Origin of the sequence: Nostoc sp. FACHB-152 (assembly GCF_014697475.1) — a bacterium.
Classification (GTDB): domain Bacteria; phylum Cyanobacteriota; class Cyanobacteriia; order Cyanobacteriales; family Nostocaceae; genus Nostoc_B.
In genome coordinates, this window is the sequence record NZ_JACJRV010000020.1 from 1 (window position 1) to 20,949 (window position 20,949).

Annotated in this window: 11 protein-coding genes and 1 pseudogene; 4 read left to right on the forward strand and 8 right to left on the reverse strand. The window is 40.0% G+C overall.

What is annotated here, in order from left to right; all coding sequences use genetic code 11:
* Window positions 1-451 precede the first annotated feature (451 nt).
* The 3 genes from H6G76_RS16375 to recR all read left to right on the forward strand — a co-directional run bounded on the left by H6G76_RS16375 (window position 452) and on the right by recR (window position 3,621).
* Window positions 452-1,987, forward strand: a complete 1,536-nt coding sequence (locus tag H6G76_RS16375; RefSeq protein ID WP_190702488.1) for an NAD(P)/FAD-dependent oxidoreductase — start codon at window positions 452-454, stop codon at window positions 1,985-1,987.
* 431 nt (window positions 1,988-2,418) lie between these two features.
* Window positions 2,419-2,664, forward strand: coding sequence for a ChaB family protein (locus H6G76_RS16380; RefSeq protein WP_190702491.1), 246 nt, complete (start codon window positions 2,419-2,421; stop codon window positions 2,662-2,664).
* Between the two features lie 399 nt (window positions 2,665-3,063).
* Window positions 3,064-3,621, forward strand: a complete 558-nt coding sequence (gene recR / locus H6G76_RS16385; protein ID WP_242056431.1) for a recombination mediator RecR — start codon at window positions 3,064-3,066, stop codon at window positions 3,619-3,621.
* Between the two features lie 53 nt (window positions 3,622-3,674).
* Here the strand turns inward: recR and H6G76_RS16390 are convergent, their stop codons facing one another.
* Entirely contained in the window at window positions 3,675-4,940 is a 1,266-nt protein-coding gene (locus H6G76_RS16390) for a DPP IV N-terminal domain-containing protein (RefSeq protein WP_190702497.1), read from the reverse strand.
* 218 nt (window positions 4,941-5,158) lie between these two features.
* Complete coding sequence (locus H6G76_RS16395; RefSeq protein ID WP_190702500.1) at window positions 5,159-5,758, reverse strand: trans-aconitate 2-methyltransferase; 600 nt, start codon at window positions 5,756-5,758, stop codon at window positions 5,159-5,161.
* 583 nt (window positions 5,759-6,341) lie between these two features.
* On the opposite strand from H6G76_RS16395, the gene H6G76_RS16400 reads away from it, so the two are divergent.
* On the forward strand, window positions 6,342-7,067 hold the full coding sequence (locus H6G76_RS16400) for an alanine--tRNA ligase-related protein (protein WP_190702502.1): 726 nt from the start codon (window positions 6,342-6,344) through the stop codon (window positions 7,065-7,067).
* A 242-nt stretch (window positions 7,068-7,309) separates the two neighbouring features.
* On the opposite strand, the gene H6G76_RS16405 is transcribed toward H6G76_RS16400, so the two are convergent.
* The 6 genes and pseudogenes from H6G76_RS16405 to H6G76_RS16430 all read right to left on the reverse strand — a co-directional run.
* A complete protein-coding gene (locus H6G76_RS16405) occupies window positions 7,310-8,089 on the reverse strand; it encodes a 2OG-Fe(II) oxygenase (protein ID WP_190702505.1) in 780 nt (259 codons plus the stop codon).
* 245 nt (window positions 8,090-8,334) lie between these two features.
* On the reverse strand, window positions 8,335-10,344 hold the full coding sequence (locus H6G76_RS16410; RefSeq protein ID WP_190702507.1) for an ABC transporter ATP-binding protein/permease: 2,010 nt from the start codon (window positions 10,342-10,344) through the stop codon (window positions 8,335-8,337).
* A 101-nt stretch (window positions 10,345-10,445) separates the two neighbouring features.
* The gene (proC, locus tag H6G76_RS16415; protein ID WP_190702510.1) at window positions 10,446-11,267 is read right to left on the reverse strand and encodes a pyrroline-5-carboxylate reductase; all 822 of its coding nucleotides are present in this window, start codon (window positions 11,265-11,267) and stop codon (window positions 10,446-10,448) included.
* Window positions 11,268-11,302: 35 nt separating this feature from the next.
* Window positions 11,303-12,409 carry a zinc-binding dehydrogenase gene (locus tag H6G76_RS16420; RefSeq protein WP_190702514.1) on the reverse strand — a complete coding sequence of 369 codons (1,107 nt, stop codon included), beginning with the start codon at window positions 12,407-12,409 and terminating at the stop codon, window positions 11,303-11,305.
* A 74-nt stretch (window positions 12,410-12,483) separates the two neighbouring features.
* Complete coding sequence (locus H6G76_RS16425) at window positions 12,484-13,278, reverse strand: hypothetical protein (RefSeq protein WP_190702517.1); 795 nt, start codon at window positions 13,276-13,278, stop codon at window positions 12,484-12,486.
* Window positions 13,279-13,309: 31 nt separating this feature from the next.
* A pseudogene (locus H6G76_RS16430) lies at window positions 13,310-20,725 on the reverse strand (amino acid adenylation domain-containing protein); the annotation flags it as partial.
* Window positions 20,726-20,949: the final 224 nt, after the last annotated feature.

Sequence of the window (20,949 nt, forward strand, 5' to 3'; positions counted from 1 at the left end):
ATTCGGTTTATAGCTTGGGTTTTCTCTATTAACCAATCTAAATTATCTAAGTTTTATTTAATTTTCTTATATTATTTTACCATAGTTACTCTGGGAGAGCCATAAAAATATATAAATGAATACAGATAAACACTGATAAAATCTCTGTGTTTATCCGTTGCTAGTAATATCTAAGTAGGATCTTTGCCGATAACCTAATTCTATAATTGAGTTTTTTAATAGTTGATATACCAAAAGATAGAAAAGCTCATAAACATAAGTGTAATTTAATAATATTAAATCAAAAAACTAGCACCTATCTAGAGGTATATTTAATTTGCATATCTAATTAGTAATCGAGAAATGAGAAGCTAAAAAATCATTGCACCCCTTGGGTTTACCAGCTACGCAAGCGGATTTACGCTGGAACATAGTCTTCATATTCTTAGGATTGCGATCGCTTGTATTAAGTATGAACTCAACAGATGTAATTGTCATTGGTAGCGGTATAGGGGGGTTGAGTTGCGCGGCTCTTTTGGCTCGCTATGGGTTAGAGGTGACTGTTTTTGAGAGTCATACTATCCCTGGTGGGGCGGCGCAAGCTTTTGAGCGTCAAGGGTTTAAGTTTGACTGTGGGCCTTCTCTCTACTCTGGTTTATCTTATAGTCCCTCTGTGAACCCTCTACGACAAGTAATAGACGCAATTGGCGTTGATTTGCCTTGTGTTAATTACGATACTTGGGGCTGTCGTTTACCAGAAGGTGATTTTGATACCTCCGTGGGAGGCGAGCAATTTTGCGAAGTCTTAGCTAAACTACGGGGTCAGGATGCAGTCAATGAATGGCGACAGTTGCAAAAGGTCATGACACCACTAGCCCAAGCTGCGATCGCTCTGCCTCCTGCTGCTTTACGCTTAGATATAGGTGCAGCTTTGACTGTGGGTAAATTCGCGCCATCGTTAGCGCAACACGCTACTAATTTTCTGAAATTAACAGGTTCTTTTGACCGCATCATGAATGGTGTGGTTCGTGACCCGTTTATTCATAATTGGCTAAACTTGCTGTGTTTCCTCCTGTCTGGACTCCCGGCTGCTGGTACTAACGCCGCAGAGGTCGCATTTATGTTCGCCGACTGGTATCGACCAGGAGTAGTTTTAGACTACCCTATCGGTGGTAGTGCGGCTTTAGTAAATGCCCTTGTACAAGGATTAGAAAAACATGGTGGGCAATTGCTGTTAAATAGTCATGTTGAGCAAATATTAGTCGAAGCTAACAAAGCAGTTGGTGTCAGGTTGCGTGATGGTCGAGAAATTCGGGCGCGGCGGGCGGTTGTGTCTAATGCTTCCGTCTGGGATACCCTGAAGCTACTACCAGAGGGCGCATTACCAAGAAAATTCTTTACCCAACGCCAAACTATACCTGAGTGTGATAGTTTCATGCATCTGCATCTTGGAATCGATGCTCAAGGCTTACCAGCAGATTTAGCTTGTCATTATATAGTAGTTAACGATTGGGAATTGGGGATTACTGCGCCGCAAAATGTTGTCTTGGTATCAATTCCCTCTATTCTCGACCCATCTTTAGCACCCCCAGGGAAGCACGTAATCCACGTTTACACCCCAGGTAACGAACCTTACGCACTTTGGGAAGGGATGGACAGGAGGAGCCAGGAATATACACAACAAAAGCGATCGCGTGCTGAAGTCATGTGGCAAGCTTTAGAAAGAATCATTCCCGATATCCGCACCCGTTGCCAAATCACCCAGGTTGGTACACCCTTAACCCACGAGCGTTTTTTACGCCGCCATCGAGGTTCTTACGGGCCAGCAATTTCTGCCGCCTCTGGTTTGTTTCCTAGTCACCGCACACCCTTACCAGGATTGATGTGCTGTGGTGACTCCACATTCCCCGGTATTGGTTTACCAGCTGTTGCCGCTAGTGGGATGATTGTTGCTAATAGTCTGGCTTCTGTGCGGCAGCATTTGACTATGTTAGAGGAGATCCTTTAGGAACTTGCAATTAAAAAAACCTGAGTTCGGGTGAAGACGTAATTATACAAAGGAATCGAAGTTTCAGCTGATCCCGAACTTAGGCTACTCATACCGTTTCACTTGTTTTACTTTGGAAAAATCAAATTTTTGGTGATTATAAAAAATTTGGTTAACCATTTAATTGCCTGCCTCCACAAATAGTTTTTAATTAATGAGGATTGCTATATAGCAACCAGTGTAAGAGATTCAAATAAATCTATTGCCTATTGCCTATTGCCTATTACCTATTACCTTCCTCCAAGATTAGTTTGTAAATGAAGTAAGATTCTATAACTGTGGGCATATCCACATTAAATTGTGATGTTTATCAATTTCTGCACAAAGAAAGAGGGTTTTTATTAACTATCTTTTTTACCATGAACCCATATCAAAGTTATTGGAGTGGAATTATGGCATATAGCAAAGTAGAAGAATTACCCCAAGATATTAAAGAACAACTTCCTGAACACGCCCAGCAAATTTTCTTTGCAGCTTTCAATGCTGCTCAAAGTGATGGTTTGAGTGAAGATGGCGCGCGTGAAATTGCTTGGAATAGCGTCAGACACAAATATACTCAAACTAAAGACGGTAAATGGGATAGAAAACCTGAAGACACAGCTCAACACAACAAAGCAATCACAACTGGTGGTAATTAATTTCCTACAAGCAAGCAGAAGTTTGTGAAACATTTTTGCTAACTTTTGATTGATTTAACTCTCTTGGCAGATGAAAGCGGTTTGTATAAATTACAAATCGCTTTTTGCTATGATTGCTCAGATCCTGAACTTCTGATTATTGATATTATCTATTGAGGTGCGTTAGGCGATCGCCGTAAAACAGACACTGCGGTACTGTTAACTAACATATGCTGATTCAAAAAGACGAAATAGCAGATTATTCTTTAATGACAAAATGGTTAAGTAATGCACAAGGATTAATTTGATTCACAACGAATCGCATGGGGATTCAGCCTATGTCATCATAGTTAAAGTGAACGCGATTCTGGAGATAAAACCACGGTTTACGCACGTCCTTTAGCACGGTTGATAGAACAGTTGCAACGCTTGCCAGGAGTTGGCCCCAAATCAGCCCAGCGATTGGCTTTGCACATTTTAAAGCGACCAGAAGCAGAAGTAGAAGCTTTAGCGCAAGCACTGGTTGACGCAAAAAAACAAGTAGGCTTGTGTTCAGTCTGCTTCCACTTATCTGCGGAACCAGTTTGTGAAATCTGTCGCAATGCCAACCGCGACAATCAAACCATTTGCGTAGTGGCTGATTCGCGTGATGTAATTGCGTTAGAAAAAACCCGCGAGTTCAAAGGCAAGTATCATGTCTTAGGGGGAGTGATTTCCCCAATAGATGGGATCGGCCCAGAACAGTTGAATGTCCAACCTTTAGTGCGGCGGGTGAGTCAGCAAAAACCGCAAGAAGTAATCTTGGCAATTAGTCCAAGTATAGAAGGGGAAACCACGACACTATATATTGGTCAACTATTGAAACCCTTTACGAAAGTGACAAGAATTGCCTTCGGCTTACCCGTAGGTGGAGATTTAGAGTATGCCGACGAAGTAACCTTAGCCAGAGCCTTAGAAGGACGGCGAGAGTTAGAGTAGGCAATAGGCAATAGGCAATAGGCTTAAAAGCCTTCGATTGTCCATGTGTCAGGCTAAATTGACATCAAGAGGGTTTGCGACAGGAGCTTTTGTTGATCTTCTAGAGGGATAAGCAAATGATCTCCTGCCCAATTTACGGGTAAACCACGATATGTACCTGGATTTAAAGAAATACGCGCTGGCTGCTGTCGTTGTAAATCGTAGACAAATAGACTTTGTTGACCATTACGATCAGCTAAAGTTAGAACAATGCGATCGCCTGCCGCAGAAAAATCCACACTTTGACCAGTAAAATTTTCTGAAGGGCTTTCTCGAAAAACTAGTTGTTTTTTTCCCGTTTTGAGAGAAAGAGCATAAATTTGTTGCGATGATGGTTGATTTGGTCTAGTTGTATAAAGCAAAGTATTTCCATCATCACTCACCGCTATTAAACTACCTTGAGCTAGTTCTTGCATCTGTTTTGTAATCGGGTTAATAGCAACAACAGTTTCCTGATTGCTATTAACCTGTTTTTTTGACACCACACTCCGCGCCAAAATTCTACCATCTGATGACCAACCATAAATATGGAATGTTGTTCCTGGTATTCCTATAACTTTAGAATCCTTCCCAGTGCTAACATCATGTATCCAAACGGCAGTATTTTGATAATTGTCTCGGTTAGAAGCAAACGCAATTAATTTGCCATCAGGCGACCATTTTGGCTGAGAAACCCAATCTAGACGCGGGCCAAATTCCTCATCTGGTTTTAAAACCGCCAGTTTGGCAATTGCTTGTTGCAAACCTTCAACATTCAGTTGCTTAACTTGTTGAGTTTGAGCATCCAGAATATTTAAAGGATTTTGTAGCTTGCTTTTACCTATAAATAAAATTTGACTAGGATTTTGCGGATTTGGTAATAATTCTGGGGTATCTGTACCCGGTTCTGCTACCCAACGTCGCCCATTTTTAGTATTGTAAACTAGCAAATCTAGTGTTAGAGATTCCGAGGAAATTGCATCTTTATAAACGACTGTTTGCCGAGAAATAGGAATCTTAGTTTGTTGACCATTCTCGTTAATTTGAATTAATTCTGGTGAATAAACCTGACGATAACCATATCTACCAGCATTTGACGGCAGAATTTTTTGAACAAATTCTTGTACTTGCTTGGCGGAAGGTTCAGTTAATAGCAATACTTCTTGCTGGCTTTCTGCAACTAAATTTAACCTCTGATCAATTTGCAGGTTGCCATAAGAGGATTTTCCTATAGATTTACAACCGAATACAGCAAATATTAAAGCTCCTGTGAGAGGAAGTAGATGTTTTTTGAATGGCATATCAGGTGAACGAAGAAAAGCCGGAGAGTTTTTTAGGGTAGGTGTTTAAGTTTTGCGAATACTTGAATAAAGTTTAAGGTTTTATAGGACTAGTATTTGATTTTTGAAAAAAATCAGTATATTGTTACCTGCCTTCTATTGGGTTGCCTATTGCCTATTGCCTGCCTACATAAGTATGTTCAGTAATCAAATCGGATTTCTATATGTTGCAATAATTATTAGATTTTTTGACCAATGATATAAACATGATTCTCAGGATATTGGTCATATTCGAGATGGCGACACGTGCAGTGATGCTCAGTAAGAATCCGCATTAAAGCATCTACCCCCAAAGTGCTGTACTCAAATTCTAGACCTTGAAAAGAACCTGAAATCTCGCTGCTGGTATGTCCGCCACCACAGGTAAACAAGAGAACTCCATCGGGTTCCAGCGCATCGCATAGCTTTTTCATAACAGGCTCTTGCATATTTAGTGGCAAATGAAAAATACTATCCCAAGCAGAAATTAAGCTGTAAAATTTTGAAGGAGTCCAACAGCAGATGTCTTCGGTGTAAAACGTAATTTCTGGATGCAATTGCTGGGCTAAATTTATCATTTCGGTGGAAATATCAAGTCCTTCAGCTTGAAATCCATGCTTGGACAAGATGTTAATAAATCGTCCGCTACTGCCACACCCTATATCTATAGCTGAGTGCCTCTTAGAAGTAAATTTGATAGCCCGCTCTAATTGTGCAATTCCGTATGACGAATCTTGATGCTGAGTTTGCCACCATCGGGCAATTTGATCATATCGGGCGGCTGTAGCATTCGGATTCATTATGATGTGAACTCCTAACTATTTTCCAATGCCAAGTGCCGCCCCTATGAGGATATAGCACTCTTATGATTTATTTTCTCATTGAGTGCCAACAAGTTTACCTGATTATGCAGTTAATACCTCTGTTTAATGCTGAGATGCTTCCTATCTATGGCACTACCCACTTTTGGTTGTTACCTCCAGTGCCAGTGGCTTCTCGTATTCCACAGCAGAAGCTACTGAGTAGGAGAGAGATATATCGTTGTACTGTACTATTTCGGCTAGTAAGGTGTAAGTAATATATCACTATCTAATTGGGGACGACAAGCTGCACAAACTGCCTGATAATTTATTTTTACTCACCTATATGTGTATCTTATTTTACTAAATCAGGACTTAAGCACAAGCTACGGAAAATCAAACCACGAGAAATAAAATTTTGAAAGGTTTTTTGCATAAGTCCTATTAATATTGAACACCTTGCTTACCTGGTACGTGGTTGTTGTTTTGACATTCATATCTCCAGATGCAAGCTCTAAGTCATTTTTTTGTGGTTTATTATATTCTTGGAAATAATTGTTATCAAACTCAAATTGAGAGATTTATGTCTACAGTACTTGCTTATCTGGAAGATACTTATAAATTTACTGATCAGGCTCACGTTGAGTATATTGGCAATGATGAGCGGGGTAATTATTGTGTACTCGATAGCACGATATTTTATCCGCAAGGTGGTGGTCAGCCTTCAGATGTCGGCACTATTGAAACGAAAGGAATTCAGATTTCTATCACTTTCGTAGGTTTTGTAGATGGAGACGTTCGTCATTATGGAGACTTTTCATCTATATCTTTAGAGAAAGGTGAAACAGTAACTTTGTATGTTGATGAAGCCCGTCGTATACAAAATGCTAAGGCGCATACATCTGGACATCTTATGTATACTATAGTCGAATCACTGGATAAAAATTTAGTTGCAGTTAAAGGGTATCATTTTCCCGATGGCTCCTATGTAGAGTTTCAAGGAAACCCTGCATTTGAAAATACAGAAACATTTATTGCTGAAGTTAATACAAAAATTAGTGAAGCTTTAAATAAAGCTACTAGTATAGAAGCTGCACTAATTACACCAGAAGAATTAGCAGCGCGTTGGTTTAATATTCCCAGTAATTTACCTCCAGGAAAACCTTTGAGAGTTGTAACAATTGACAATCTTCATCCAACTCCATGTGGGGGAACTCATTTAAAATCGCTTACTGAATTAAAAAGTGTAGTAGTTACTAAAGCAAAACGTCAAAAAGGAAATCTTAAAATTAGTTATAAATTTGATTAATTTTATGCTTTTAATGATGTCAAAAGTTTACTTTATTTATTCGTAATGGTTGTGTCATGTTTTAATTTTTTAAATCATATTCGCAACAGTACTGATACCGTTTCACTTTAAGTTTGATACAAATAGGCCGCAGGGGGCAGAGGGGCTGAGGAGAAATTATTTGTATCATTTATTTCGTGAAATGGTATGACATAACTTCTGGGATGTAGCGTAGCTTTCCAGTCTGCGCTATATTCCAGAAGTTATGACCAAAAAACTAAATCTCCGTCTGGCATTTGTCCAATAAAAGAGCTAATTGTTATACGTTCTCCAATGCCTGGTAAGACTTCATGAAAATTACGGCTATTGAAAATAACCAAATCTCCTGTGAGTGGAATATTATGCTTTACTTCTGAGTCAGCTACTAAGGAAGAATCGTAGCCATAAGAACCAGGCATTTTATATTTTTCATCTTCGGGTTGCCACTGGCGGTTGTAGACTTTGCAGATACCACCTTGGCTAGGTGCTTTGATATAAACATTCCATACTAACTGTGACTTAATATTTCCTATTCTCCACTCTGGAGCATCTAAACCTGCAAAGTCTATGTGTAACAAGGCAATATTAATCTGACGTATCAATCCCGCAAAATAATGCCCATAATCTTCATTTTCATAAGCAATATGTACTTTACTTGAAACATTCTGACGCAAAATTGTTGCCAAACGCTTGATTGGATCAAAAGATAAAGAAGTTACTTGATTATAAGTCTCACTAGCTTTTCTAACTGCATCGAAATACCCAGATTTATCTCTATTTCTATATTCAAATTGGGTAATGCCAATTCTGCCTATGGGTGGTTCTACATTTCTATAAAAATCAAACCCAACTTTTTCAATCGCTAAAGATATTTTGTGACATTCTTCAAGTGAAGCAAATTGAGAAATCCGGATTGACGGAATCTCATTTCTCAGTAATGCTTGAAAGTTTTCTGAGTTCATTTCGCAGTCATTTAAGGTTTGCCACTGCGTTGTCTTTAGCATGGTAATTTATCCTTTATATCTTGCAAATTAAATTGTTGTAATAATAAAAAATGATAGAGATATTTAATGGAGCTTTTTGATAAATTTTTATTTATGGTGACAACAAATTTGACTTTAATAGCAGTTTAAAAGAAGAGGTAAACGTGATTTATTCAACTACCGTGCGTATTATTTCATGAAAAAAATTAAATATTGAAGTTTTTGATAAAAGATGATTTATCTTTACAACTCATGGTTAGTAGCTACTAAACTCTCACCCATTTCAATACATTGGTATCTTTGTCGTATCGATAGGTAGTGCCATCCCTAGTAGTGATAGAATCCCCTTTGCTGGCTTTACTTCTAATAGTCTTAATGGAATAGTATGTTAATTCGCTCATTTCCTTATGAGAAAGTCCTTCAGTTATGGCTTTTTGAGCCAAGATAGCTAATTTATTTCGAGATTCATTATTAGAGGCGATTTGAGCATTGTCTGGAGAATTACGAGCTATATTTTTTTGGTTTCGGTAATCTTGGACAGTCACAAGTTGCCAGCTAGAGTCATGTGAGAGTTCTAAAACCCATTGATGATAATCAAATAAGCTTTCTCGATGTCCAACACTAATAAATGTTGTTTTTGTCTCTTGTAGCTGTTTATATAAACTACCTTCGTTGGTTAAATCCAAGGCACTTGTTGCTTCATCTAATATGGTGAATCTTGGATGAGTTATTAACAGGCGTGCGAAAGCTAGGCGTTGTTGTTCTCCGAGCGATAATATATTTTCCCAAGGAACTTCAGTATCAAAGCTTTCAACTCGACTGAGTAAGTTTTGCAGATTTACTTGTTGCAAAACTTCTCCCAGTTCTGCGTCGGTCATTTGACGATTAGTTTTGGGGTAGAGTAACTGTTCACGCAAAGTTCCCAAAATGATATAGGGACGTTGAGGTAAGAATAAGACTTCTTCTAGGGAAGGCCGCACTAAACGACCAGTTCCCGCATTCCACAAACCCGCGATCGCTCTCAACAGAGAACTTTTACCTCTACCACTCGGCCCGACAATTAATAAACCTTCTCCAGCTTGAACGGAAACAGACAAATTTTCGACAATTACCTGTTCATAGTTGGGTGTTTGTAAAGTGACATTCTCAAAAGCAAATTGATTTTCTTCTATTGTTTTGATAGTGTTGACATTTTCTGGCTGTTTACTTACTTCTTCTAAAGCATTTGAAAATTCAGATAAGCGCTCAACGTAACTAGAAAATCGCCCAGAAACACCAAATTCACGAATTAATTCTTCTAACGCGGACGCAAACTGATAGCTGGCTGTAGTAGCTTGTCCAACTTGTCCAAAATCAATGTCACCTTTAATATATAAAGGTGCGAGTACTAAGAGCATACCAAGTTCAATTGCACCTCGATATCCTCTGTTAAAAATTGCCTGATTTCTCTCCCAACCAATCTTGCGTTTAATATTGTTTACCAGAATTAGAAATCGGCGTTGAATTATATTTAATTCTTGTTTTTCCCCTTGATAAAAAGCTATAGACTCTGCATGATTTCGCACATGAGTTAAAGCATAAGTATAATCGCCTTTAGATTCGAGTTCTGCCTGATTGATTTTAATATATTCTTGATTTAAGTAACCACCAATAAAATTGCAGATAATTGTATAAATAATGATAACAATAGCTATTTGTTGGGAAATTGACCAGATGATTACTAAAAAAGTCATCATTTCTAATGCTTTTTCTAAAAAAGTAGCTGAAAAGTTGATAGCACTACTTGTAATCGGTTCAATTTCTTGGGATAAACGTTGATCTGGGTTATCGATGTCGGCTTTAAAGTTTATTTTGTAATAAGCACGATTTCTCAAATATTTATTTAATACATTCTGTTCAAGCCATTGATACCAATTAAGAGAAATTTGTCTTCTGAGAAATTTATTGAATCCCAGCAAAAGCGTTATAGTAACGATGCCAACAGCATAGATTGAGATAGTATAAGTGAATTTAGAATAATCTTTTTCTTGAATAATGACATCGATTAGATAGCGATAAATAAAAGTATTTGCAGCATTGATACCTACAAATAAAATTATTACTAATAAGAGTAAAATCAGCAGTCCCCACGCCCGAATTACGTCTGAGAATGCTCTCTCCCCTGGCTTTGTGGGATACCAAAAAGGGCCAGCGATCGCTTTTACATTATTCCAAAATTGGAAAAAGTCTGAAAAAGGATTTGTTGCAGGTTTAGATTGAAGAACTTGGGCTGTCATATTTGAGAAAAACTGAGATATTTTAGATTTAGATAAATTCTTTTGACTGTTAAATAATCAGTAATAATGATTGACTAACAAATCCCATTCATAACTAATTTTTAAAACATATTGCCTAGTTGTTGAGTGCGACTTAAAGCAGTAAGCACTGCATTAGCAATCACGGTTCGCATCCCACCTTTTTCTAATTCGTAAAGGCCAGCCGCAGTCACTCCCCCAGGACTCGTTACCTTGTTGCGTAAAACGGCTGGATGTTCATTAGTCTGAGACATCAGTTCTACACTGCCAGCAATCGTATGTAATGTTAATTCTTGGGCTTGTATGCGAGTTAAACCCATCTGCACCCCAGCATCAATCATCGCTTCGATATAGAGATATATAAACCCAGTACCGGCACTACTCAACGCTGTTGACATATCAAGGTAATGTTCATTTTGAGTAGCAAATTCCTTACCTAATGCTTGTAAAATGATTTGAGTCTGCGATCGCTGTACCTCAGTCACACTTGATGATGCGCTCCATACTGTAGTTCCATGTCCGACTTGCACGGCAATATTTGGCATAGTACGGACAACAGCAGGATGATTCAATCCTTCGCACAGCGATGCAATACCTACTCCACCGATAATACTAATTACTAAAACATCAGGTGAAATTTTACCTTTGAGCATAGCCATAACAGAGGCTAATACCTGCGGCTTCACCGCCAACACCACAATAGATGCGCCTTGTATAGCTTCTATGTTGGAGGTTGTAGTACGTACTCCATATTCCTTTTCTAAATGAAGGCATCGCGTAGAAAGTGGGTCGCTAACAACAATTAGTTCAGGTTTTTGAACAATCTTTGTTGATAACAATCTGCTAATTATCATTTCGCCCATCGTTCCACCGCCGATAAAGGCAATTTCTAAATTTTCAAGCATATTTTCTTCCTAAGTTATTTAGTATGTTTTTAGTTTCAAGATAAATTAGTCTGGATTACAGCTTTTAATACAGAACCTTGCTCTACATCTGCTAGGGCTTGATTAATTTCTTCTAAAGTGTACGAACGGCTAATTATGCTTTCCCAAGCAATATTTTTTCTAGAATTACTATGACGTTTTAATAATTCAATCATTCTATAAAAATGGCTGAAATCAATTCCCCAAGTTCCACGGATATCTATATGTTTTAAATTAATTTCTAAATGTGGATTTATGAGAATCTCACCTGTATTTGTGTAATGCCCAACAATTACATAACGACCGCCATTTCTCGTTATATTCAAGCCTTCTTTAACAGCAATGGGAACACCTGTGGCTTCAATCGTCACATCAGCACCATGTCCGTTTGTCAATTCCAAAACTCGCTCAATATGTTGTTGTGGATTGTTAGCATTAATTACAAGCGTTTCATCCACACCAAAGGATTTAGCAACTGCTAATCGACTCTCAAATTTATCAATCACAATTACTTTACCCGCACCTGAGAGCAAAGCCAGAATTGCTGCACTTAAACCGACAGGGCCACAACCTTGTACCACAACAACATCACCGATTTGAATTTGCGCTCTGTCAATAGCGTGTAATGCAGTGGGTAAAGCACATCCTCCAGCAATAAATTTCTTTGGCGAGACTTCTTCGGGTAGAGTAAGAACCTTTACCCCTGGTTTAAGATAAACCAGTTGCGACCAACCACCCAACAACCCCTCGTTGGCTGAATAAGTTACACCATAAACCTTGCGTTGGGGACAGCGCGTGGATGCTTTGGCTACTAGACAATACCAGCAGTTGTAACAAGTTTCGTGGACATCTAAAAAAGTGGCGATCGCTCCAGGCTGAATTAATTTACCATTGACATCATTAACCTGTCCCCCTGTTTCCACCACACGACCGACTGAGAAATGACCAGGAATAATTGGATATGGTACGCCCTCTAAATGTCCACGCAATAGATGTACATCAGTTCCACAAACCTCACTATATAAGGTTTCAATAATGATTCCACCCTTTTCTAGAATCGGGTCTGGTAGTTGTTGCACTGTTACTGGCTTATTAGGTGCAGTCATCACAGCTGCTAAGGGCATGAATCATTACCTCTCTTTTCCAAATTGCTGTTGATGTAGAGACGTTGCATCCAAAGCCTCTACAGGGTTTTGATTTAAGACCAGAAAATAATTTCACCGTTAGGAAGTAAGCCAATCATGGAAGTGAAAGCTACACGTTGTCCGTGCATTGGCTCAACATAGTGGAAGTTGCTGGTATTGAACAGCAATACATCGCCTACATAAGGTTGGAAAGCGATCGCATCGTTATCTTCAAGGACTGCATCGCTGTATCCGTAGGAATCGAGTTTATATTGCTCATCTTCTGGTGTCCAACGGCGATCGTAAATGCAGGTTTTACCATGATTGTTATCAGACAATTTCAAGTACAAAGTCCAGGAAAGTTGAGTGGTAATTGTGCAAACTTCCCAGCCAGATTGCTCTAATGGGGCAAAATCAATATGTATTTGTGTACCATTTTCAATTTTTCTGATCAACCCTGCATAATAGCTACCGTATTCTGCTTCCGAAGCAATTCGCACCTTCGCGCCACACTCTCTAAATTTCTCCATGATGCGCTCCAAGGGATTGAAAGAAGCTGCAAAAATAGTGTCTCTTAATTTAGATGCTCTTTCTACTCCTTGAAAATAATTTGCTTTACTGACGCTGTTGTATTCAAATACTGTGATGCCAACTTTTTCAATTTTAGGAGTGACATCTTCATAAGCATTAAAGTTAAGCAATTGAGATTGAGCATATAACTTCTCACACTCTTCAGGTGTAGCAAAGTCTTTAAGCCGAATCAGAGGAATGCGGTGTTCAATCAGCTTTCTTAAAAATTCTGCTGTTAAGGGATACTCTTGGTTTTTTTCCCATCCTGTCGATTTAATTTGGTTAGATGCAGCAGTCATAATATACTTCCTTACGTTTAAATTTCTACTTTCAATTCCTACTAATATTTAGCAACGCTATGTTTGCTTGTGCTTGCTGAATGCAAATTTTCAAGCGTTTAGTTAAAACCTGAACGTGTGGTTCAGCCATCATCGTGACATGATTTCCTGGAACAAAATGGACATCTACTGGTTCGCTAGAATACTCCTCCCATCCCATAGCTGAATTCTGGGAAATATCAGAGAACTTACTATTAAAATGTTCTGGAGGAGTTTCGCTGGCACGTAAAAGGGTAATTTGTCCAGGATAGGTATGTTGTGGAACATAGTTAATCAGAGATAAAGAGTTTGCTTTTAAAGCTTGCACAATGTTTTTTAACTGTGTAATTTCCGCATTAGGAGGCAACATATTCACCGTTTTGAAATGCTGTAAAACTTGCTTTAGTTGTTCTTCTACAGATAGCGATCGCAGGGTATCGTAAGAAATATTTATATTCGTAGATAGGGAAACTTCTACTGCTTTGATCGCCTCAATCAACCACCTAGCATGATCCCAATCAAGACGCTCAATTCGTGTTTGTTTGTCTTTAGAGGTTGGTGCAGGCATATCAATCATGGCAAGTAGCGCAACTTGATGTCCTTGATGAATCAGCTGAGTCGCCATTTCAAAAGCTACGATACTTCCTAAAGAATGCCCTCCCAAAAAGTATGGCCCTTGCGGCTGAACAGTCTGCATTACTTGAATATAATGACTAGCCATCTCCTTAATTCGGTTGGCTGGCTCTAATCCATCTAGATTGTTGGCTTGAAAACTGTATAAAGGTTGGTCTTCTCCTAAATAACGCCCTAAATGATAGAAGTAGAAAGGCTCACCACCAGCACCGGGAAGACAGAAGAAAGGTAACTTGGAACCATTTGGTTGAATGGGAACTAGACAAGATGAATTTGCATCATCCAAGTCTATTTGCAAAATTGTTGCTAACTGTTCAATTGTGGGATTTTGAAAGAGGCTGGTTAAATTTACATTTTTACCAAACTGCTGCTGAATTTGAGCCATTAAGTAAGGTGCTAACAGCGAATGACCGCCAAGGTCAAAAAAGTTGTCTTGTACTCCTACCTTGTCAACTTTGAGAATTTTTGACCAAATTTGCACTAATTGCAGTTCTAATTGGTTACGGGGTTCAACAAATGTATCTAAATTATTAACGTTAGCAGGTGTGGGTAAAGCGCGGCGGTCTATTTTACCGTTGGGTGTTAATGGCAACTTATCTAAGAAGACAAAACTAGAAGGAACCATGTACTGTGGCAACTTCGTAGAGAGAAAACGGCGGATTTCACGGATGATGGGCGTTGATGCTTGAGTGGGAATGATGTAAGCCATTAAGCATTCTTCAGGTGCAGTTACGATAGTCTGATGCACAGATGGATGTTGTGCTAATACTGCCTCAATTTCTCCAAGTTCGATGCGTACACCGCGAATCTTGACTTGATGATCTTGCCGACCGAGAATTTCAAGAGTGCCATCTGGAAGATAGCGACCGCGATCGCCTGTATAATACAGCAAATCTCCAGCATCATTGCGAAAATAGTTAGTGACAAAGCGAGAGCGCATTTCTTGGGCGGCGTTAATGTAGCCCAAACTGCGAAATGGAGTCCGTAAAACAATCTCGCCCGGTTCCCCAATACCGCATAGTTGATGATTTGCACCCAAAACTAAAGCTTGTGTTTCTGGAAGTGTTTGTCCGACTAGTTGCACCCCTGGTCTGGGTTCGCTGGGTACTTGGTAATAACACTTTGCCAAAGTTGTCTCTGTCGGCCCATATAGATTAACTATTTCACCTGCTTGGGGAAAAACATCTCGCCATTGCAGTACAAGCGTCTCTTTTAGAGGTTCTCCGGCTAAGAATAACCAGCGTAAGTTATGCAGAGAAACATCCGAGGGGACACTAGCTAACCATGATTGCGCTAAGGAAGGAACTGTATGGAGGACAGAAATTTGTTGACGTTCTAAGTAACGTAAAATTTTCGTTGGTTCTAACTTATCTTCTGGGGCTGGCAGACATAAGGTTGCACCACTAGTCAAGGGCAAGAAGATATCTCTGAGGACGACATCAAAGGAAAGTCCTGTTAATTGGGCAATGCGGTCTTGTTGATTAATTCCAAAGGTTTGTCTTTGCCAGCTAATAAAATGTGCTAACCCTTTATGACACCCCAACACACCTTTAGGAACGCCAGTAGTGCCAGAAGTAAAGAAAATATAGGCTGCATCATCCGCAGAGATTTCTGGTAGGGGTGTTATATGACTGCTTTCTAAAGAATTTACGGCTAATCCTGTATCTGAATTTACATATATAACAGTTAACGACTGCCATATTTTCTGGTCTTCTTGGTGCTGATTGTCAATGTAGAGTAAGTATTTAGCTTGTGCTTGTTGAAGCATTAGCTGTTGACGTTCATGGGGAAGTTGCGGATCGAGAGTCAGTAATACTCCGCCACTCAACAGAACAGCGATCGCACTGGCAATCAAGCCAAAACTAGGAGTTCCGTACAAGGCTACGACATCACCCTTTGTGATACCGTGACTCAGCATCACCCTAGCTAAAGCTTGAGATTTATTGCCTAATTCACCATAGTTCCAAGTGCGATCGCCTTGACGCACTGCTGAGAGTTCTGGGTTGCTATTTACCCAATCGGTAAAGGTTGTTGTGACTAATTCGTATTCTGGTTGTGGTATAGGTTTTGTAGGATCTGGCAGTAAAAATCGGGCTTGTGGAGTAACTAGAGAATAAAAAGCGATCGCTCTATCAGGCTCGACAACAATTTGATTCAGCAAATGGTGGTATTGTTGCAACATTTCCACCATTCGTTCTGAAGTAAATAGGTCAGCATTGTAGAGTAATTGCAGAATTGTGCCTTGTTCTTGTTCTGCAACATACAAGCTTAAGTCAAACTTAGAAGCCGCTTCTGAAACCAATATAGGTTCTACAGACAGCCCAAAAAGTTCTAGTTCGTTTTGTGCCAAATTCTGTACATTAAACCATACCTGAAAAATTGGGTTATGGCTGAGATTGCGTTCTGGCTGTAATGCTTCCACCAACATTTCAAAAGGCAAATCTTGATGAGCATAAGCACCCAAAGCTACTTCTTGCACCCGTGATAATAACTCCCTAAAACTAGGATTTCCATCCAAGCGGGTACGCAACACCAGGGTATTGATGAAAAAGCCAATTAGTGATTCAATTTCTGCACGGTTGCGGTTAGCGATCGGTGTACCTATGCAAATATCATCCTGCCCACTATAACGCCATAGCAATATTTGGAATGCTGCTAACAGCGTCATAAACAAGGTAACACTTTCTTTTTGACTCAATTGTTTGAGGGCAGTACTTAACTCTTTCGAGATTACCAACTCTTGATACGCCCCGTGGTAAGTTTGCACAGCCCCTCTAGGGCGGTCAGTGGGTAGCGATAATAAAGTGGGTGCGTCTTTTAGTTGTTGTTGCCAGTACGAGTGTTGATTTTGCAGCACATCCCCTTGCAACCACTGTCGCTGCCAAATTGCGAAATCTGCATACTGGATTGGCAGTGGTGCTAATGGTGACAGACGACCTTGAGCATAAGCATTGTATAAAGCTGCTAATTCTTGAATAAACACACCCATTGACCAACCATCAGAGACAATGTGATGTATAAACACTAACAAAGCCTGTTCTGTCTGGGACAGTACAACTAACGTTGCTCTAACTAATGGTTCATCCGCCAAGTTAAAAGGTTGTTGTGCTTGTGTTTGCACTAATTGTTGCAAAGCAATTTCTTTTTCGGTTGTAGGTAGATTTTGCAAGTCAACAATTGATACAATCCCCTGCTCCCTGCTCCCTGCTCCCTGCTTCCTAATAACTTGAATTGGTTGCCCATCAACGCTAATGAAATTGGTGCGTAATACTTCGTGGCGATGAATAATTTCTTGTAAGCTTTGTTGTAGCGCAGCTTGATTTAGATTTCCCACTAGACGCAAAGTTAGGGGCATATTATATGTGCCACCCAAAGACTGTAACTGGTCTAAAAACCACAAACGTTGTTGAGCATAAGACAGTGGTATTTCTGCATTCTTTGCCCGCCTTAATATGGGTGGTGTAGAAAGTTCTAATTCCTGTTGCTGCAATTGCTCAATAAAATGTCCTAATTCCGCAACTGTAGCTCTAGCAAACAACTCACGCAATGGTATTTCCACTTTGAAAATGTTGCGGATACGTGAAAGCAATTGGGTTGCTAGTAGCGAGTGTCCGCCCAGTTCAAAGAAATTATCATGTATGCCTACTTGCTCCACTTTCAGAACTTGCGCCCAAATATGTGCCAGCATTTCTTCAAGTGGGTGACGTGGGGCTACATATTTGTCTATTCGTTCGCTGTGTAAATCTGGTGCGGGTAAAGCGCGACGGTCTATTTTTCCGTTGGGAGTTAGGGGCAGAGAATCCAATATTACAATAGCCGGAGGAACCATGTACTCTGGAAACTTTGCCTTGAGAAATTGGCGTAGTTCGCCTATTGTAAGTTGGCAGTTCTGATGCGCTACTACGTAGCCAACTAGGCATTTATCACCCCTGTTATCTTCACGGGCGATAACACAAGATGTTTGCACACACTCATGTTGGTTTAGTGCTGCTTCAATTTCGCCTAACTCGATACGGAAGCCCCGAATTTTAACTTGGTTGTCAATACGTCCCAGGTATTCAATATTCCCATCAGGTAAATAGCGTGCTAAGTCTCCTGTTTTGTACAATTTTGAATTGTCAAAAGGGTTAGGAATGAATCTTTCCTGCGTTAGTTCAGGACGGTTGAGGTAGCCTCTGGCTAACCCGACTCCACCGATGTGCAACTCCCCTGGCACGCCTACAGGTACTGGTTGTAAATTTTTGTCTAAGATGTAAACTTGGGTATTGGCGATCGCTTTGCCAATAGTTATTTTCTCTTCATCATGACATTTGGCGATTGTTGCACACACACTCGCTTCTGTCGGCCCGTAAGCGTTGAAGAAGTTTCGACCCACAGACCATTGCTTGATTAATTCCGCCGGACAAGCTTCTCCGGCGACAATGATTGTTTGCAGTGCTGGCAGTTCCTCTTGTGGCATCACTGCTAGAGCCGATGGTGGTAGGGTAATATGCGTAATCGCATCATCTCGTAATCGCTCAATCAACGTCTGTCCTGGCAATAGCGAGTCTTTTGTTCCCAAGTAAAGCGTTCCACCTGACATCAATGCCATGACAACTTCCCAAATAGACGCATCAAAACTGAAGGAAGCAAACTGGAGAACGTGACTATTCTTAGTCAAGCCAAAAGTTTGAATCTGAGCTTGAGCTAAGTTGCATAATCCTTTATGCTCAACCATCACACCTTTCGGTCTACCTGTTGAGCCTGAAGTGTAAATCACATTCGCTAGATGAGAGGCTTTTACCTCATTGTTTGGATTATCTTGATTGTGTTGGGCGATTTGTGACCAAATTTCATTTAAACAAATAAGTTTGGCTTGATGTTTGGGAAGTCTTTCAATCAGGTTTTGTTGAGTCAGCAGCACTGAAACTTGAGCATCTTCTAGCATGAAAGCCAAACGCTCAGATGGATAGTCTGGGTCTAGTGGCAAATATGCCCCACCCGCTTTGAGAATCCCCAACAGCCCAACAATCATCTCTAAAGAACGTTCGACACAAATACCCACCAGCGTATCTGGTTTTACATTCAATAAGCGCAAGTAATGAGCTAAAGAGTTAGCACGACAATTCAATTGGTGGTAGGTGAGTTGTTGATTGCCAAACACAACCGCCACAGCATCCGGTGTGCGCTCAACCTGTTCCTCAAATAATTGATGGATACATTTATCTTCAGGGTAGTCCATCCATGTATGATTCCAATCAACTAATAACTGTTGTTGTTCAACTGCTGTCAGCAGGGGTAATTGGGAAATTCGCTCTTGAGGATTGGCGACAATTGCTTTAAGTAATGTGACAAAATGCCCACTCATGCGCGCGATAGTGCCTGCATCAAACAGGTCAGCGTTGTACTGCCACATACCTACTAATCCACTGGCGGTGTTCTGGAATAATAAAGTTAAATCAAACTTGGCAACTGCGCTTTGAGTTGGGAAAGGACTGATAGTTAAGCCAGTAAGCTCTACTTCAGATATGGGTGCATTCTGAAGGATAAACATCACCTGAAATAGAGGTGTATGGCTGAGGTCGCGTTGTGGCTGCAATGCTTTGACTAACTCATCAAAAGGCAGGTCTGCATGAGCATAAGCTTGCAGTGTACGTTGTCGTACTCGACCAAGCAATTCTTTAAAGCTGGGGTTGCCTGACAAATTGGTGCGTAATACTAAAGTATTGACAAAAAAGCCAATTAACCCTTCTATTTCCAGGCGATCGCGGCCAGCAATAGGTGTACCCACTACAATGTCATCGGAGCCTGTATAACGATAAAGCAAGGTGACATAAGCGGTAAACAGCATCATGAATAGGCTGGCTCCCTCTTGCCTACTCAAGTCGTTTAGTGCCTGACTCAGTTCTTTTGATAATTCTATATATTGGGTTGCGCCCCGATAAGTTTGAATGGCTGGTCTTGGTCTGTCTGTAGGTAATTCCAGCAAAGTTGGGGTATTTTTGAGTTGTTGCTTCCAGTAATTAAGCTGCGTTTGCAGGACATCTGTTTGCAAATATTGGCGTTGCCAAATTGCATAGTCAGCATACTGAATTGGTAGCTCAGGTAGCTCTGGGGATATGTTATTGCAGAGTGCTGAGTAAATAGTTGCTAACTCGCGCATCAATATGCCTGTTGACCAACCATCCACGACAATGTGGTGTACTGTTAGTATGAAAGCCTGTTCTAGTTCTGTGAGTTTCACCACACAAGCTCGGATCAAAGGATAACTAGCAAGGTCAAAGGTTTGACTAGCCTCAGTTGCTGCTAATCTTTGGCAAGCGATTTCTCTTTCACTTTCAGATAATTCTGTTAGGTCTATTATTGGTAAAGTGAGAGTTAATTTATCAGCAATTACCTGGACTGGCTGTTCGTTGATGGTGCGGAAGTTGGTACGTAAAACTTCGTGACGAGCAATAATTTTGTTGAGGCTTTGCTCTAATGCCACAATGTTTAACTGACCGTAAAATTTTATAGCTGTTTGCTCGTTATAGAAGGGACTATCTGGTTCTAATTGGTTTAATAACCAGAGTCGTTCTTGGGCATAAGATAGAGGTAAATTCTCAGGACGTTTGGCTTTGACGAGAGGGATATCTGTATTGATAGCGGCATTTTTTTCTTGCAAAAACAAGAGAAGTTCTGATTTACTTTGAGCTAATAAGTTACGAGTTTCTATCGTCAACACTCCCTTAGGAGCATTAACACGCAACTGCTCACCTTCCACCCACAACTTCACACCCTGGTTACGAAGGTCAGCTACTAATTGCTCAATGTTCACAGAAAAATTACCTCCAATCACCTAATTATTTATTCCTAATCAAGTTTTTTTTACTATTTATAATTGCAATTTATTATCTTTATTGCCTGTAAGTTCAAAATTTGTTTTTTACTAATTATTTACTCTAATTTTTACTTATTGGTTTGCTTATTTAAGTTATCAGTAGAGAGATGATCCCATTTTTATCAATAAAATGCAATGCCAGTTAAGACAGTTAAGACAGC

What these genes read in the sequence shown, in the direction of transcription:
- proC (WP_190702510.1), bottom strand. Translation starts at nt 11,267, where the DNA reads ATGCTTGAAAATTTAGAAATTGCCTTTATCGGCGGTGGAACGATGGGC.
- H6G76_RS16390 (WP_190702497.1), bottom strand. Translation starts at nt 4,940, where the DNA reads ATGCCATTCAAAAAACATCTACTTCCTCTCACAGGAGCTTTAATATTT.
- H6G76_RS16405 (WP_190702505.1), bottom strand. Translation starts at nt 8,089, where the DNA reads ATGCTAAAGACAACGCAGTGGCAAACCTTAAATGACTGCGAAATGAAC.
- H6G76_RS16410 (WP_190702507.1), bottom strand. Translation starts at nt 10,344, where the DNA reads ATGACAGCCCAAGTTCTTCAATCTAAACCTGCAACAAATCCTTTTTCA.
- H6G76_RS16375 (WP_190702488.1), top strand. Translation starts at nt 452, where the DNA reads ATGAACTCAACAGATGTAATTGTCATTGGTAGCGGTATAGGGGGGTTG.
- H6G76_RS16425 (WP_190702517.1), bottom strand. Translation starts at nt 13,278, where the DNA reads ATGACTGCTGCATCTAACCAAATTAAATCGACAGGATGGGAAAAAAAC.
- H6G76_RS16420 (WP_190702514.1), bottom strand. Translation starts at nt 12,409, where the DNA reads ATGCCCTTAGCAGCTGTGATGACTGCACCTAATAAGCCAGTAACAGTG.
- H6G76_RS16380 (WP_190702491.1), top strand. Translation starts at nt 2,419, where the DNA reads ATGGCATATAGCAAAGTAGAAGAATTACCCCAAGATATTAAAGAACAA.
- H6G76_RS16395 (WP_190702500.1), bottom strand. Translation starts at nt 5,758, where the DNA reads ATGAATCCGAATGCTACAGCCGCCCGATATGATCAAATTGCCCGATGG.
- H6G76_RS16400 (WP_190702502.1), top strand. Translation starts at nt 6,342, where the DNA reads ATGTCTACAGTACTTGCTTATCTGGAAGATACTTATAAATTTACTGAT.